Consider the following 16,052-nt stretch of genomic DNA (forward strand, 5'->3'; position numbering starts at 1 on the left):
ATTATATTACTGTTTAGGCGATAAGTTAAAACAACAACCTGTCATAAAAAAGGCGATTGTAGCCAATCGAATACTTTCTAGGCTTTCCATTGTAAAAGCTGATACCAATAAACATATCCAAAATAAAATAGTAAATACAATAAGGGTTTTTCTACCGTATCTATATAATTTCACTAATTTATAAATTACAGATGATAATAAAAGCATCCATAGCATTAAACCTATAAAGCCGAACTTAAATGTAATAAAAATATAATTATTATCAGCTACATCAGGTATCCCAGCTACTCCTTTACTCGGTCCGTAACCAAACCAAGGGTTTTCTTTTATTTTTTCAATAAATAAAGACCATAAATCTAATCTTAATTTAAAACTATTTTGTTCTGCCAATCCATCATTATAAATTGTAGTAAGGCCTGACGTTAAATAAGAAAAGTCAAATCCAAATAAACTAATATTAAAATCACCATCTTTAAGATTAGCCATCAAAGTAAAAGTAATAATGATAACTAAAAGAACCAGCATATAACTTAAAATACTTCTCTTTTTTATCAATATATATATGGTATATATTAAAATTAACCCTATAGCCAATAATAGGCTAGTTCTAGACTGGGTCATCAATAGTATTGCTAATGACATACAAAATAAAATTATGTTATATATCTTTTTATACTGGTTTTTCATATTTAACAAAATATAGTACCAAACCATCGCTGCCGCAGAAAATACACCTAAAAAGTTTGGGTTACCTAAAGTACCTATTGCTCTCCCACTATAGTGATAATCAATTCGATACATATCCCTATGTGAAAATAAATATTGTGTATATCCACCAAAACTAATTTGAAGTAGCGATAAAACAAACTCTATAGTTACAATGATTGATAAAACTTTCCATACATAGTCCGATTTGAGATTTACTGCTGAAAGATTCAAACTGACATAAAAAGCTAAAAAATATAATACTACCTTATACAATTCAAACAAATCTTTAACTACGACTATTTCCCCTAAAAGTGCATTAATCAATAATACACACACTTCCCAAAATAATAAAATAAACATTATCCCTACTATTGGCATATAAAATTTATTATTGATTAAATTTTTAGTATTACCTTTGATGTTGTTTATCATATAAACTAGTACTAACAAGAAAATATAACTTAAATCAATTCCTCTTAAAATCGTTTCTCCTAAAAAACCTGGATATGGACAAATAAATAAGAATATTAGCACACAGGTCCATATGTTTTTACTGAAACTCTCATTATAATTAGATATCATTATATAAACCTCTAATTCTTAACTTTTGGTTATCTTTTTATACTTTATTTTTAAAAATTTAGGCACTCTTTTTAAAATAATAAAAAATGCACTTGGATTTTCCTTTAAATTAAATAAAGATTTCATAAAATCTTTATTTTTCAAAGGTTGAATAACTTGATAGTATTTTATAGACTCTTGGATATTTTTTTTTCTCTTTTCTAACGCTATTCTAACTTCCTTATTTTGCTGACACTCATGTGAATTCATTAAAAATTCAGTTGTTTCAAGCACTTGCTCTAACATCCTTAATCTATGCGTAACCAACGATCCTTTTCTAGATCTATAATAGTAATAGGCATCCTTCAAAATCCAATAATTGCCTTCTTTCAATAAAATATCCAGGAATAAGGTATAATCTTCACCATACGTTAGTTCTTCGTTGAATTTAATGCCATGATGAATTAAAAATTCTTTTTTTATAATCGGTTTCAATCCTAAGTTATTATTCACAAAAATTGCAGCATCTAACAACATAGGTTCATTTACATGCAACTCGCATTTATTAAATACCGTATCATATGGTACACTATGTCCATCTTCTATCAATAATTGATCATCACTTATCAAATCTGCATTTCGATTCTTGGCTTCTACCATTAAACGCTCTATTCTCTTACTATCCCACCAATCATCACCATCTAAAAGTGCAATGTAATCTCCTGTAGCACATTCTATAGCTCTATTTCTAGAAAATGAGGGACCCTTATTTTCAGAGTTAATCAGCAATTTAATACGTTCATCACAAATCCCTTTGATTTTACTTATAGTTGTATCTGTAGAACAATCATCAACTATAATAACTTCTAAATTAGAATATGATTGGTCTAATACAGAATTAAGACATTGCATAATATATTTTTCTACATTATAAACCGGAATAACTACTGATACTTTCTGCATTCTTTACTCCTTAAATAGTTTTTTTATTCTCAAAAAACTCCAAAATTATACTGATTTATTTACAATTTTTGATTTTATAAGAGACCTAATGTCTTTATCCATCCACATTAACATTATTAAGATAAGATAAGATAAAATTAATGATGCCCACATTCCAAATCTGTTAAATATTACGAAATTAAAGCTTAACACAATAAATAAATTAACAATATTTTTCCCAGCACCTATCATAACCAATTTAATTCCATTTTTATTTACCAATACTAGACCTAAAAAGAATACAAATTCTGTAATTAATGCAGCAATGGCTGCGCCTTGACTCCCAAATTTTTCCCCTAAAAGAATGTATACAACTACACTAACAACAAAACTAACGCTAAGTAATTGAAATCTCCTATTTTGTAAACCTCTTGTAGTAAGCGAATCCGCAAGCGGGAAGTTAAGCGACTGTAATAAAACAATAAAACATAAAATTTGCAAAGGCTGAATAGCACCATCCCATTGCTCTCCTAATAATAAATGAATAATTTCCATCGGGTATTCTATAATTGGAATTACCATAAATACACTTAATAATGTCATTAACTTAATTTCTTTAACTATCATTTGAGTGTGCATTTCATTTTTTTTCTCGGCAATTAATCTAAATAAAACTGGATAAAACGCGGCAGCAATAATTCCTGGAATCTGGTATAGAACAGATGGAATACGTAATGCAGCATTAAAATAACCAACTTCTTTTAAATTAGATACCTTTTCTAAAATAATAGGTCCAATTAATGGCATCATTATTGTTAAAAAGGCAGTTAAAGTAAATGCACTTAAGCCTTTTAAAATCGAATTATCTAGCCCTTTATAAATTTTAATTTTATTAATAATTAAGGATATACTTATAATCCCTCCTAATAGACTACACACCCCATACGTTAAGGCTATTTTAGGAAGACTACACCCTAAATATACACTTATAAACAGACCGATTATAGAAATTAAACCTGCTAAAGTTCTGATAATTGCAGTGAATTTCATTTTTTCAATTGTTTGATAATAAACCGTACCAACACTTTGTAGAGCCGCACCAAAAATGGTAGGTATGACCATTAGTAAAATTATATTTCTTATCTCCTCTTGTCTATACATAAAGCTAACTAATATAAATATAATTATAGAGGAACATACACAAATGCATAATCTAGCTACTAAGTAACTATTTAAAAGTTTTGATATATCCTTTTCACTTTTAATACCTTCTCTAATAAATGTATGAGTCAACCCTAAATCTGTCATAGAGCTTGTAAAAGTGGAAAATATTAGAGCAATACTCAAAATACCATATTGTTCAGCTCCGAGGTATCTAGCTACAACGATTGCCGAGATAGCAGTCAACATACGTACCATGACATTACCTATAAATAAAAATGAAGCATTTTTAAGAATTAATTGCAAGTTCATTTTGATACCATCCTATATTTATAAGATACACTATCTAGCACCTTCACCTGTACATACTACTTTAACAGTCTTTACAATAATCTTTAAATCTAATAATAAATTGGAATTGTTAATGTATTGTATGTCCAACTTCAATTTTTCTTCTGGTGTAATTTCATATCCACCATTAATTTGTGCCCAGCCAGTCAATCCAGGTTTTACTTCAAGTCTGCGCTTAAATCCTGGAATCTCTTTTTCAAATTTTTCTGTGAACATCGGTCTTTCTGGCCTCGGTCCTACAAGGGACATATCACCTTTTAGAATATTAATTAATTGCGGTAGTTCATCAATTCTTGTTTTACGGAGAAAGAATCCTATTTTTGTAACACGTGGATCATTCTTTTCTGCCCATTTTGCTCCATTTTTTTCCGCATCATTCCGCATGGAACGTAATTTAATAACTTTAAATTTTTTCCCATTCATTCCCAATCTTTCTTGTAGATAAAAAGGAGAACCTGGGGATTCTAAAACAATAAATATACTAAATATTAATATAACAGGCATCAATACGATTAATCCCACTAAAGAAAACATAAAATCTAATATGTACTTAGTTCCTAAATAGATTTTAGATTGGTTACTTTCTACTTGGATAGTTTGAGTTCCAGATGTAATTCGATACTCCCTCGCTACATTTTCACCAGTTTTCATATTCCCTCTCCCCTATAATTATTTGATTGATTCTTTATGTACGATTTTTTTCATATATTTCATCAATTCTTCCTTCAATTCTTCATTCTGAAGCGCCATCTCAATCGTTGTCTTAATAAACCCAAACTTTTCCCCAACATCATAGCGAATACCTTCAAAGTCATATGCAAATACACGTTGAATTTCATTTAACCTTTGAATCGCATCTGTTAATTGTATCTCTCCACCAGCACCTGTTTGTTGGTTCTCCAGGAACATAAAAATTTCTGGTGTTAATACATAACGACCCATAATCGCTAAATTAGATGGTGCTGTGCCTTGTGCTGGTTTTTCAACAAATTGACGCACTTGATAACGACGGTCATTTTGTTCAGTTGGATCGATAATACCGTAACGATGTGTCTCATTTTCTGGCACCGTTTGTACACCAATTACAGATGATTGCGTTCCTTCATATTGATCCATTAATTGACGTAAACATGGCGTTTCTGCTTGAACAATATCATCACCAAGTAATACCGCAAATGGCTCATTCCCAATAAATTTACGCGCGCACCATACCGCATGTCCTAAACCTTTTGGCTCTTTTTGCCTTATGTAATGAATATTAATTCTTGAAGAAGCTTGTACTTTCTTAAGCATCTCGTGCTTCCCTTTTTCTAAAAGGCTTTGTTCTAACTCAAAAGAATGGTCGAAATGGTCTTCAATTGCACGCTTACCTTTTCCAGTAACAATAATAATATCTTCAATTCCTGATTCTATCGCTTCTTCTACTATGTATTGAATTGTCGGTTTATCGACGATAGGTAACATTTCTTTCGGCATCGCCTTCGTTGCTGGTAAAAATCTTGTTCCCAGTCCCGCAGCTGGGATAATCGCTTTTCTTACTTTTTTCAAATCTAGTCCCCCCAAAAAATATTACTTTATCTATATGTAGCAATAACAAAAACCCTACCTATAGAGTCATAGTTATAACTCCATAGGTAGAGTTTCTATTATAAATAAAATTATGGGCATCTAACCCAACCTCACATCATACTCCCGACGACAAGCGTCTAAGGTAGGCAAGAAATAAAAATTTCTACCCACAGCACGACCGAGTGCCCCCATTGATAATGGTTAGGAGACATCACCCAAACTCTTCAATTAAAAAATACCAAACAATTTTTTACGACGAATTTGTTCTGGATCTTCTTTATAAATTGCTTTTCCGCTAATTAATAAATACGGATTTTCTTTTAAATCACTCATAACGTGCATTCCGAATTCTTTTCCGATTAATTCGTAACTTTCCGCTAGATGAAATCCTCTTGATGTTGTGTTATGTGCATCTGATGCGATCATATGCGTTAAATTATGTTCAACGAGTTGTAGTGAGAATTTTTTTATCTTTTTGCCGAATTTCCCCAGCAAACTTCCTGCCGTCACTTGTGTTAATGCACCTTTACTTACAAGGTTATATAACTTATCTGGCCGCTCGATTAACTCGGCATTGCGTTCTGGATGAACGATAATTGGGATCATCCCTTTAACGCGTAGTTCATATAATAGTTGTTCTGCATAGCGAGGTACATGATTAGATGGAAACTCAATTAATATGTATTTATTCGTTTCGTTTAAAGTAACGATTTTACCAGCCTCATAGTCTTCAAGTAAGTCACCATATAATCTGACCTCTTGCCCTGGTAAAATTTTGAGTGGAATTTCATTTTGTTGTAATTCATCATTTAATTGTTTCACTTGATGAATAATAGAAGTACGTTCATTTACATATTTTCCATTTTGATGGTGTGGTGTAGCGACAATTGTATGAATTCCTTCTTGCACAGCTTTTTGTGCCATCGCTAAACTATCCGTTACGCTTTGCGCTCCGTCATCGATGCCATGTAAAATGTGACAATGTAAATCAATCATCCGGTTCATCCTCCCTCTCGTATAAAAATCTTTTTTCCTTTGAATATGAGATATATCTCATATTCAAAGGAAAAAAGGAGATATGTTCTAGCCATATCTCACTTTTTAATTAGTTAGCACCATAGTAATAATATAAGCCTTGTTCACGTTCACGATCGTTCAGAACAACGCCTAACAATTTACCTTTTGCAGATTCTAATAATCCTTTTGCTTTTACCGCTGTTTCCTTTTCTGTCGATTCACTACGAACGACAAGAATGGATGCATCACATACATTCGCCATAATTTGCGCGTCTGTTACAGCTAAAATTGGTGGTAAATCGAAAATAACTAAGTCATACGTACTATATGCTTGAGCAAGAAGTTCTTGCATTGATTTCGAACCTAACAATTCCGCTGGATTTGGAGGGATTGGACCACACGCTAAAAAGTGTAAATTATCAACTGCTGTCATTTGTACACATTTCTCTAAACGTTCACTCTTTGTTAATACATTCGTTAATCCGACAATATTGTCTACTTGGAACATTTGATGCATCGCTGGTTTACGCATATCTGCATCAATTAATAATACTTTCTTTCCTTGTTGAGCAAACACAACCGCCATATTCGCTGTCGTTGTCGTTTTCCCTTCACTTGGATTCGCAGATGTTATCATTAATGAATGTATATTTTTATCAACAGCTGCAAACTCAATATTCGTTCGAATATTACGATATTGTTCTGAAATTGGTGATTTCGGTTGTTGATGAGCAATTAATTGACGACGTTGACGATGATTTTTTTTCTTTTTAAATAAACTATTAAGAGCCAATTGTTTGTCCCCTCACTTTTCTTGATGATGGAGCATGTGATTTCACGTTTGCTGTTTCTTCATCCATACGAGCTACAATACCTAACACTGGTAAGCCAAGTAAGCTTTCTACATCTTCTTCTTTTTTCACTGTGTTATCTAAGTATTCTAGTAAGAATGCAAGACCAACTGAAGCCATTAAGCCAACAACGAAAGCAATTGCTACATTAAGCATAGGAACTGGCTTAATCGGAGATTGATTTTCCGCAACCTCTGCTTTCGATAATACCGTTACGTTATCAACATTCATAATTTTTGCAACTTCACCTTTAAATACTTCTGCAGTTGCATTAGCAATATCACGAGCTAGTTTCGGATCTTTATCCTCAGCTGTTACAGAAATGACCTGTGAATCCTTTTCATTTGCAACATTAATTTTTCCAGTTAAAGCTTGCGCATTCATATTTAAATTTAATTTTTCATTTACTTGATCTAAGATTACTGGACTTTTAATAATAACCTTATATGTATTCGTTAATTGAATATTCGTTTGTATTTCACCAGCCTGTAACATTGCCCCTTCTTGCTTCTTCTGATTCACAAGAATTTGCGTTGAAGATTGATAGATTGGTGTCATGAAGAAGAAGCTAATGATAGCACTTACAATAGCTGCACCAAAGGCGATTACGAGGATCATTGCTAAACGTTTTTTTAAGATATGAAATAACTCTTTTAAACTGATTGTTTCTTCCATAAGTTCCTCCAACTTTCTAAAATTTACACATAGGAAAAATTATAACATATAAATCTTACATTTTTCATTTTTAATAATTCAGTTCTATATTTGTTCACAAGAAACAAGTTTAATCTTACAAAATAATCTTAAATATGACAACACATTCCAATCATTTTCCAAAATTTTTATTTTATCATATTTTTCATACTGTGTAACTTGATAAAGAATTTTTAGAAAACAATAAAAAGCCAACAAAAATTTTGTTGGCTTTTTATATTTTAGTAATAACCATACTGCTCTTTTTCTTCCTTTTTATCGTTTAAAACGACACCGAGTATTTTGCCAGATGCTTTATCTAATATTTGTTTCGCTTTTACGACTTTATCTTTTTCTGTCTTTTCACTGCGTACAACGAGTACGATTCCATCACATTTATTCGCAAGTATTTGTGCATCCGTAACCGCAAGGACAGGTGGTGTATCGATTAAAATAATATCAAACATGTTATATGCTTCTAGCAACGCCTCGTCCATAGCCCGGCTCCCTAATAGTTCAGCTGGGTTTGGCGGAATTGGACCTGCCGCCATTAAATATACGTTCTCTACATCTGTTTTTTGAATGCATTGCATTAATTTCGCTTGTCCTGATAATAAGCTCGTTAATCCATTTGAATTATGAATTGCAAATAAGTTTTGTATCGTTGGCTTACGTAAGTCAGCTCCGATTACTAAAACTTTCTTTCCTTGTTGACCGAAAACAACTGCTAAGTTTGCAATTGTCGTCGTCTTTCCGTCACCTGGATCTGCTGAAGTGACAATAAGAGAACGCATATGATTATCTACAGATGTAAATTCAATATTCGTACGAATGTTGCGGTATTGTTCTGCAATACGCGATTTAGGCTCTTTATGTGTAATTAATTGTTTTAATGGCTTTCTTTTCTTTCTCCCGAACATATTCATAATCTCCTTTTGTGAAATACGGCCTTTCCCCTCTTCTCTCTCTTATGCTCGATTTCATACGTCTAATTAATATTTTATATCGCTAACTTCCCCACACCTCATCATAATCAATAACATTCTACTTTGTCTTATATAAATGCCTTAACAATATGACAATGACTTTACTTCTTTAATACCTTTATCGTTTATCCTATTTTCTAAATAAATAATAAAGTAATCATATGACAATAACCATATATTTACAAGTTGTTTTCTGACTAGTTTGCATTTTGACGATTGATCAATATATAACAAAAATAAAAAAATCTCCCTTAATTTTTTTCACAAGGAGATTTTTTTATTTTTCTTTATTCTTTTTTATCACCAATTGCAAATGTAATTTCAGCTTCGCATGCAACTTCACCATCCACTGTTGCGATTGCTTTTCCTTTTCCGATTGGTCCACGTACGCGTGTCATTTCTACTTCTAAACGAAGTTGATCACCTGGGCGCACTTGTTTTTTGAAGCGGCAGTTGTCGATGCCTGCGAAGAAAGCAAGTCTCCCGCGGTTTTCTTCTTTCTTTAATACAGCAACTGCCCCAACTTGCGCTAATGCTTCTACAATAAGTACACCAGGCATAACTGCATAATCTGGGAAGTGCCCATTAAAGAACTCCTCGTTTGCAGATACATTTTTAATTCCAACCGCTCTTTTCCCCTCATCCACCTCTAATATTTTATCAACAAGTAAAAATGGATAGCGGTGAGGAATGATTTCTTTAATTTGTTCTATATTTAGCATGTAACAATCGCCCCTTTTACAATATTGGTCTTACCACTTGGACATATTGTTATTATCCCATTTTGTTTATTATTTGTCATTATAAAGTAATACTTTACCTCCTAATTATAAAAAAATGCACACACTCTATTCCATTAAAATAGTTGCACTTCTCAGCAACTGACACGGAGGTAGAAAAGAGTGTATGCCCAAATTAGGGAAAGGCAATATGTATTTAAACATTTTTTGCCTTAATGTCGTATTCCGAATCATTATATTACATACGTTTTCAAATAAGAAAACATTAAATTTAACCATATATATGGATATATCACCTTATTTCTTTATTTTCCTCTATTTTTCTTCCGTTTTCGTAAAAAATTAGAATTAAAAAAATCAAAAAAAAGAACTAAGGTTTTCCCTTAGCTCTTTCTCACTTTATTTCAATGCACGACGTGGTAATTTATCGATATTCTCTAACATAATACCTGTACCAATAGCAACACATTGCATTGGGTTTTCAGCGATTAATACTGGTACCTTTAATTCTTCTGCTAGAAGCATGTCGATACCGTGTAATAAAGCTCCACCGCCTGTTAGAATAACACCGCGGTCGATAATGTCCGCAGATAGTTCTGGTGGTGTACGCTCTAGTACGCCTTTTGCAGCTTGTACAATGATAGCTGCGTCTTCTTTTAGTGCTTCTGTAATCTCTTCAGAGCATACTGTAATTGTACGTGGTAAACCTGTTACCATGTCACGTCCGCGAATTTCAAGCTCTTCACTACGTGCACCTGGGAATACTGTACCAACTTTAATTTTAATATTTTCTGAAGTACGTTCTCCAATTAATAGCTTATACTTACGTTTAACGTAGTTTAAGATTTCCATATCAAACTTATCGCCAGCCATTTTGATAGAGGAAGAGGTAACAATATCACCCATAGAAAGTACGGCAATATCTGTTGTACCTCCACCAATATCAACAACCATGTTTCCGCTTGGCTGGAAGATTTCCATACCCGCACCAACTGCGGCTACTTTTGGTTCTTCTTCTAAAAATACTGTTTTACCACCTGAACGTTCAGCAGCCTCACGAATTGCTTTTTGTTCTACAGATGTGATATTTGTTGGACAGCAAATTAAAATGCGAGGTTTTGAAAAGAAGCTCTTCACGTCCAATTTGTTAATGAAATACTTTAACATTGCTTCTGTAATTTCGAAATCTGCGATTACACCATCTTTAAGCGGACGAATTGCTACAATATTACCAGGTGTACGTCCCACCATACTTCTTGCTTCTTCACCTACTGCTAATACTTTTCCACTATTACGATCAATTGCCACAACAGATGGCTCATTTAATACAATACCCTTACCTTTAACATGAATTAATACGTTAGCCGTACCTAGGTCAATTCCGATATCTCGCGCAAACATTCCCGTCATTTCCTCCTCGATATTCAAAATCAGGTTACACCCGAATTCTTTTACACCTAATTTCTGATTTTATCATAAATTTAACAGAAACGTAATATTCGCAAAAAGAATTCTTCTGAAAAATATTACCGAATTCACAAGGAATGTTTGCTATTTTAGATTTATTGGCGCACAGGGTTTTCTGTATCTTCTTTTCGGTACTTTTGCTTTGTTGCTTCTCCACCTCTTAAATGACGAATAGACTTATGATAATCAAGAATTTCTTTCACTTCATTTGCGAGCTCTGGATTAATTTCTGGCAAACGTTCTGTTAGATCTTTATGGACTGTACTCTTTGATACCCCAAACTCCTTTGCGATTACACGCACTGTCTTTCTTGTCTCCACGATATACTTGCCAATCTTGATAGTTCTCTCTTTGATGTAATCGTGCACACCACTCGCCTCCCTAAATTGGATGTGAGAAGTGTGAAATGAGACTCGCTGCATACGACTATGAAGTAAATGTGAGTGCTGTTTGTAAGCGTTAAACATTCTTGGATTTATAATGAAATGATTCACGATTTCTCACCTCAAACACTCTCTTTGCATTGGTTTATACCATTGTATTGCCCGCACTACTGATATATGCTACATGTTCACTATTTTTGCGGACTAAGTTAAGAAAAATTACGTTTTTTTGTGAGAAATACGTTAACGATGACAATTATGGCGAAAAAAAGTGACACCTCTTTATAAAAGGTGTCACTCTTCTCTTTCATATTCTTCTTCTAACAACTGATGGTGGGGGACTTCTTTCTTACCGGCAATATAATAATATAAAGCGAATAAAACAAACAATAAAATGATAGCAATCGACAGAACAGATAAAAATGACACAGTATCCCCTCCCTTTTGTAATATATATTCGAGAATCTCGTCATTTTTCCTTGTTATTGCAAATTTTTTCCCGAAACTGATTATTTTTATATGAAAATAAAGTGAAACTTTAATCAGTGGGGAGGGGTTCATCCCCCACTTATTATTAGCCTTCACCAATCGGGCGTTTACGGGCAGTGGATCTCCCACCTAACTTCTTTGCTCCAGCTGAATTTTGAGGTGGGAGTCTTACTGCCCGTTAATGCGGGATAAAAAAATCAGCTCTCCTAATGAGAACTGATTTTTTCACTTTATTATTCTTGTGAAGAAGAACCGTTAGATGATTCTGTAGAACCATTCGTTGATTTTTCTTCTTTTTGAGATTTCTCATCTTGTTTGCCATTCGTCTCTTTATCACTAGTCGAGCCGCTTGTTGATTTCTCTTCTTTTTGAGATTTCTCATCTTGTTTGCCGTTCGTCTCTTTATCACTAGTCGAACCGCTTGTCGATTTCTCTTCTTTTTGAGACTTATCTTCTGTTTTACTTTCTGGTTTCGTGCTTGTTGACTTTTCTTCTTTTTGAGATTTGTCATCAGCTTTTTTACCAGAAGCATTTGTCGCCTTTGCAGCACCTGCATCAGCTTTAATTTCTGCTACTGATTTATTTAAGTAACGCTCAGGGTTCACAGCCACATTGTCTTTACGTACTTCAAAGTGAACGTAAGAACCTGCATCTTTATTCATTGCATTTAGACCTGATTTTCCTAACACTTCACCTTGCGCGACTCTTGCACCTTTTTCTACTTTCACACTGCCTAAGCTTTGATAAGATGCTGCTACACCATTTCCACTATCTACTGTTACAACATAACCAAGAAGTGAATCTTTTTCAGCTTTCGTTACTGTACCACTTAAAGCAGCTGTAACATCAAATTCTTTTCCGTTTTTCGCAGCAATGTCAATTCCTTTATTCGGGGAATATGTGTTGTTATAAAAGACAAGTGCTTTTTCTTGTTCCGCCTCTGATGCTGCATCTTCATAGAATTTCTTCTGTACTACTACTTCTGCATTTACTGCAGCTGGCATTTTCACTACTTCTGAAGATTTTGTTACCGGTACTGCTGGATCTTCCGTTTGTGTATACGGTGTTGCTTGATCTTGGTTCGGAGCTTTCTTTGGATTAGCTCCCTGGAACCATAGCGCAACCATTAAGATTACCGCCGCACAAGCAATGTATAGTGCCGGAAACACCCATCTTTTTTGAAATAAATGTACTACCTTTTGTGACTTTTTACTATTTCTTCCTCGCATTCCATCATCACCTCAGCAATCATTTTGAACAATATTCACTCATCCTATACAACCTATAACTAATTACTTTTCGACAAAATCTGTAAAAATATGTATAAGCATTGCGGAATTTCCGAGGAAATGATGAAAAAAGAAAAAACTGAGCGTTTCGGCTCAGTTTTTAGTCCATTTGTTTCTTTTTATATACGATCCAGCATGCAATAAGCGAAAGAATGAACCAAACTGTAATGTTCAACACATGACCACCCATACTACTAAAACTAGCTCCATCTACTAAACTGCTCATCGCTTTTGTAATATGAGATGTTGGAAGATATTCAATCATCGTCTTAATTGTTTTATTTTCAACAAGTGGCTCAAATTGTACAGCTAAATACATCGTCATTAAAATAGGCATTCCGATTAATGATGTTTGCGGTACAGAAGATGCAAGTAATCCAATCATTGTTCCAATCGCGATAAATAAAATAATTCCACATAAGAATATCAATCCTACCAATGGAAGATTTATATTTAATTGATCTAAAATGAATAAATTCGCAACGCAAATGACCATCGTCAGGCCCGCTGTTAATAAACTCTTTCCAAGAAGAACTTCAACAGAAGATGCTGGGGATAACATTAACACACGTAGTGTATGTTTTTCTTTTTCTTCTGCAATTACCATAGATTGAACAAAACCTGCGACAAACAGGAGGGACATTATAGTAGTAGTACCCAACACTTGCTTGCCCACTCCAAATTTGCTATATATAACCGAAAATATAAGTGGTAAAGATGCCATTAACAACACTTGTGAATTTGTCTTAAAATCTTGTACTTCTTTCCTAAAAATAGCTGATACACGTCTCATTGAAAATGTCATTATAATCCCCTCCCAGTAACTTCAATAAAGATATCGCCTAACGTTGGCTCGTGTGAATGAATAGATAGTAATTCGCCTTTTTTCATCCATTCTGAAATGCGTTTTGCCCCTAATTCATCTTTTTTCACAATTTCTTTCTTCTTATCTGTTAACACAACTTGTATTTGATCTTTCGCGTATTGCAAGCGAAGGTTTTCTGGTGTATCAAGAGCTACTATTTCTCCTCCGCACAGAAAGGCAATGCGGTTACAAAGCATTTCTGCTTCGTCCATGTTGTGCGTTGTTAAGAAAATCGTCGTTCCTTCTTTATTTAAGTCTTTTAAGATTTTATGAATGTTTTGTACGTTTACTGGATCAAGTGCGGATGTTGGTTCATCTAAGAAGAGAATATCTGGTTTATGAAGGATTGCTCTCGCTAGTATGACGCGCTGCTTCATTCCTTTTGATAACTTTTTCACTTGTGTTTTTTTATCATCCAATAAGTTCACTTGTGCTAACACTTCATCAATTCGTTCTTTTTTACAATCGTATAAGTCACAAAATAATAGTAAGTTATCATAAATGCTAAGTCTTTCGTATAAGCCGCTATTGTCTGTTAAAATACCGATTCGTTTGTAATCGATGCTACTTGGTCCTGTAATGTCTTTACCTAATACTCTTACAGTTCCAACGCTATGAAGCAATTGAGAAGTTAATATTTTTACTGTTGTTGTTTTACCAGATCCACTCGGTCCGAGGAATCCAAAGATTTCTCCTTGCTTCACCTCAATATTTACATTTCGAAGGGCCGTTTTTCCATCGAAACTTTTCATTACATCTTTCATTTCAATTGCCAATGTCATTCCGTCATCCCCTTTGTTTTTCTTTTTATAGATGAAAGTCGCTTTAGCGCTTTTCGTTTGTTTGTTTCGCTTTTCTTGACTCAATCATATGAAAAACAAAGGGTTTACGCAGTAAAATACCGGTAAAAGGAGTATTTTTACCGGTGAATGAATCGTATTTTGAGCTTATTGGAGCATTTTTATAGCCCAATCACATCTTTTAATTCATCCATTCGTCCTTTGGAAAGCGGGATTGAACTTTTTCTTTCGTCATCCAAAATTAAACTAAAGCTATTACGTGTCCACGTAATGACTTCTCGTACTCTTTGTAAATTAACGAGGTACGAGCGATGACATCTAAAGAATCCGAATCCTGTTAATCTCGTTTCTAGTTCACTTAATGTTAATGCGCATACGAAGTCACCTTCGCGCACATGAATATGTGTCACTCCATTTTGTGTTTCAATGAAATGGATCTCCATCGGATCCAGTAAAATGATTTTATCGTTCACTTTCGCTGGAATTCTTTCAAGTTTCATTTGCGGAATCATTTGAACTACTTTTTCTTCATCGACTTCTTCAACTTCCTCTTGCTCTATTTCTACTTTTTTCACACCATCGTTGTTTAATATGTACACATCTTCTGTCAGCGAAAGGGCATCTGATAAAAAGGAGGACGTAATAAAGATTGCCTTTCCTTGCTCTTTCATTTTCATAATCGCTTTTCGAATAATGATCGTACTTTCTGTATCCACATTTTGCTCTGGCTCTTCTAAAATAACTAAATCCGGATTATGAATCATAACTCGCCCAAGATGAAGACGGCGTTTCTCTGAAAATGACAATTTTTCTATTTTAACGTTCAACTTATCTAGGAGACCGACATATTGTACTGCTTCTTCCATACTCATGTTAGATTCATAAAGCCCTAATATAAACTTAAAGTACTCCCTCACCTTCAAACGACCGTATGCTTCATCTTTCAAAAAACAAAAGCCGATGCGGGAATAATTCTTCTTTCCAATCGCTGTGCCTTCAAATAGTACATTGCCAGTTGAAGCTTCTTCTTCACCGATAATGATGCGGTGCAACACTTTAGCTGTATGGTTATTACACTGCAAAACAACACATTGTCCCTTCTCAACCTCTAGCTCAATTGCCGGTAACTGGTTCGTCTTCCCTAACTGTTTCAACTCCAATAACGCCATTCTGTCTCCCC

The 16,052-nt window shown here is 33.9% G+C and carries 17 protein-coding genes; all 17 read right to left on the minus strand.

The features are described from left to right. Positions 1-6 precede the first annotated feature (6 nt). Complete coding sequence (locus MKY70_RS27305; RefSeq protein ID WP_341026194.1) at positions 7-1,290, minus strand: O-antigen ligase family protein; 1,284 nt, start codon at positions 1,288-1,290, stop codon at positions 7-9. 18 nt (positions 1,291-1,308) lie between these two features. Beyond that, on the minus strand, positions 1,309-2,232 hold the full coding sequence (locus MKY70_RS27310) for a glycosyltransferase family 2 protein (RefSeq protein WP_341026196.1): 924 nt from the start codon (positions 2,230-2,232) through the stop codon (positions 1,309-1,311). Between the two features lie 45 nt (positions 2,233-2,277). Beyond that, positions 2,278-3,684, minus strand: a complete 1,407-nt coding sequence (locus MKY70_RS27315; RefSeq protein WP_341026198.1) for an oligosaccharide flippase family protein — start codon at positions 3,682-3,684, stop codon at positions 2,278-2,280. 30 nt (positions 3,685-3,714) lie between these two features. Next, on the minus strand, positions 3,715-4,374 hold the full coding sequence (locus MKY70_RS27320) for a sugar transferase (protein WP_341026200.1): 660 nt from the start codon (positions 4,372-4,374) through the stop codon (positions 3,715-3,717). A gap of 18 nt (positions 4,375-4,392) precedes the next feature. Further along, positions 4,393-5,271 carry a UTP--glucose-1-phosphate uridylyltransferase BpsC gene (gene bpsC, locus MKY70_RS27325; RefSeq protein ID WP_341026202.1) on the minus strand — a complete coding sequence of 293 codons (879 nt, stop codon included), beginning with the start codon at positions 5,269-5,271 and terminating at the stop codon, positions 4,393-4,395. 249 nt (positions 5,272-5,520) lie between these two features. Beyond that, positions 5,521-6,288, minus strand: coding sequence for a tyrosine-protein phosphatase (locus MKY70_RS27330; RefSeq protein WP_341026204.1), 768 nt, complete (start codon positions 6,286-6,288; stop codon positions 5,521-5,523). Between the two features lie 109 nt (positions 6,289-6,397). Then, positions 6,398-7,102 (minus strand): CpsD/CapB family tyrosine-protein kinase, encoded by a 705-nt coding sequence (locus MKY70_RS27335; protein ID WP_341026206.1) that lies wholly within the window; start codon positions 7,100-7,102, stop codon positions 6,398-6,400. Then, positions 7,092-7,835: a YveK family protein gene (locus tag MKY70_RS27340; RefSeq protein WP_341026208.1), complete on the minus strand. Its 744-nt coding sequence runs from the start codon at positions 7,833-7,835 to the stop codon at positions 7,092-7,094. Before MKY70_RS27340 ends, MKY70_RS27335 begins: the two co-directional genes overlap by 11 nt. A 260-nt stretch (positions 7,836-8,095) precedes the next feature. Continuing rightward, positions 8,096-8,773: a CpsD/CapB family tyrosine-protein kinase gene (locus tag MKY70_RS27345; RefSeq protein WP_341026210.1), complete on the minus strand. Its 678-nt coding sequence runs from the start codon at positions 8,771-8,773 to the stop codon at positions 8,096-8,098. A 353-nt stretch (positions 8,774-9,126) separates the two neighbouring features. After that, positions 9,127-9,561 (minus strand): 3-hydroxyacyl-ACP dehydratase FabZ, encoded by a 435-nt coding sequence (gene fabZ / locus MKY70_RS27350; protein ID WP_000931959.1) that lies wholly within the window; start codon positions 9,559-9,561, stop codon positions 9,127-9,129. 417 nt (positions 9,562-9,978) lie between these two features. Beyond that, on the minus strand, positions 9,979-10,980 hold the full coding sequence (locus MKY70_RS27355) for a rod shape-determining protein (protein WP_002130035.1): 1,002 nt from the start codon (positions 10,978-10,980) through the stop codon (positions 9,979-9,981). A gap of 161 nt (positions 10,981-11,141) precedes the next feature. After that, positions 11,142-11,414: a sporulation transcriptional regulator SpoIIID gene (gene spoIIID, locus MKY70_RS27360; RefSeq protein ID WP_002089714.1), complete on the minus strand. Its 273-nt coding sequence runs from the start codon at positions 11,412-11,414 to the stop codon at positions 11,142-11,144. A 309-nt stretch (positions 11,415-11,723) separates the two neighbouring features. Continuing rightward, positions 11,724-11,858, minus strand: coding sequence for a hypothetical protein (locus MKY70_RS27365; RefSeq protein ID WP_002016211.1), 135 nt, complete (start codon positions 11,856-11,858; stop codon positions 11,724-11,726). A 293-nt stretch (positions 11,859-12,151) separates the two neighbouring features. Next, the gene (locus tag MKY70_RS27370; RefSeq protein ID WP_088031732.1) at positions 12,152-13,147 is read right to left on the minus strand and encodes a M23 family metallopeptidase; all 996 of its coding nucleotides are present in this window, start codon (positions 13,145-13,147) and stop codon (positions 12,152-12,154) included. Positions 13,148-13,307: 160 nt separating this feature from the next. After that, the gene (locus tag MKY70_RS27375; protein WP_088031731.1) at positions 13,308-14,012 is read right to left on the minus strand and encodes an ABC transporter permease; all 705 of its coding nucleotides are present in this window, start codon (positions 14,010-14,012) and stop codon (positions 13,308-13,310) included. After that, positions 14,012-14,854, minus strand: a complete 843-nt coding sequence (locus MKY70_RS27380; protein WP_088031730.1) for an ABC transporter ATP-binding protein — start codon at positions 14,852-14,854, stop codon at positions 14,012-14,014. Before MKY70_RS27380 ends, MKY70_RS27375 begins: the two co-directional genes overlap by 1 nt. A gap of 179 nt (positions 14,855-15,033) precedes the next feature. Beyond that, positions 15,034-16,041 (minus strand): LytTR family transcriptional regulator DNA-binding domain-containing protein, encoded by a 1,008-nt coding sequence (locus MKY70_RS27385; RefSeq protein ID WP_341026213.1) that lies wholly within the window; start codon positions 16,039-16,041, stop codon positions 15,034-15,036. Positions 16,042-16,052: the final 11 nt, after the last annotated feature.

The sequence above is a fragment of the Bacillus sp. FSL R9-9492 genome (genome assembly GCF_038007365.1).
Taxonomy (GTDB): Bacteria; Bacillota; Bacilli; order Bacillales; family Bacillaceae_G; genus Bacillus_A; species Bacillus_A mycoides.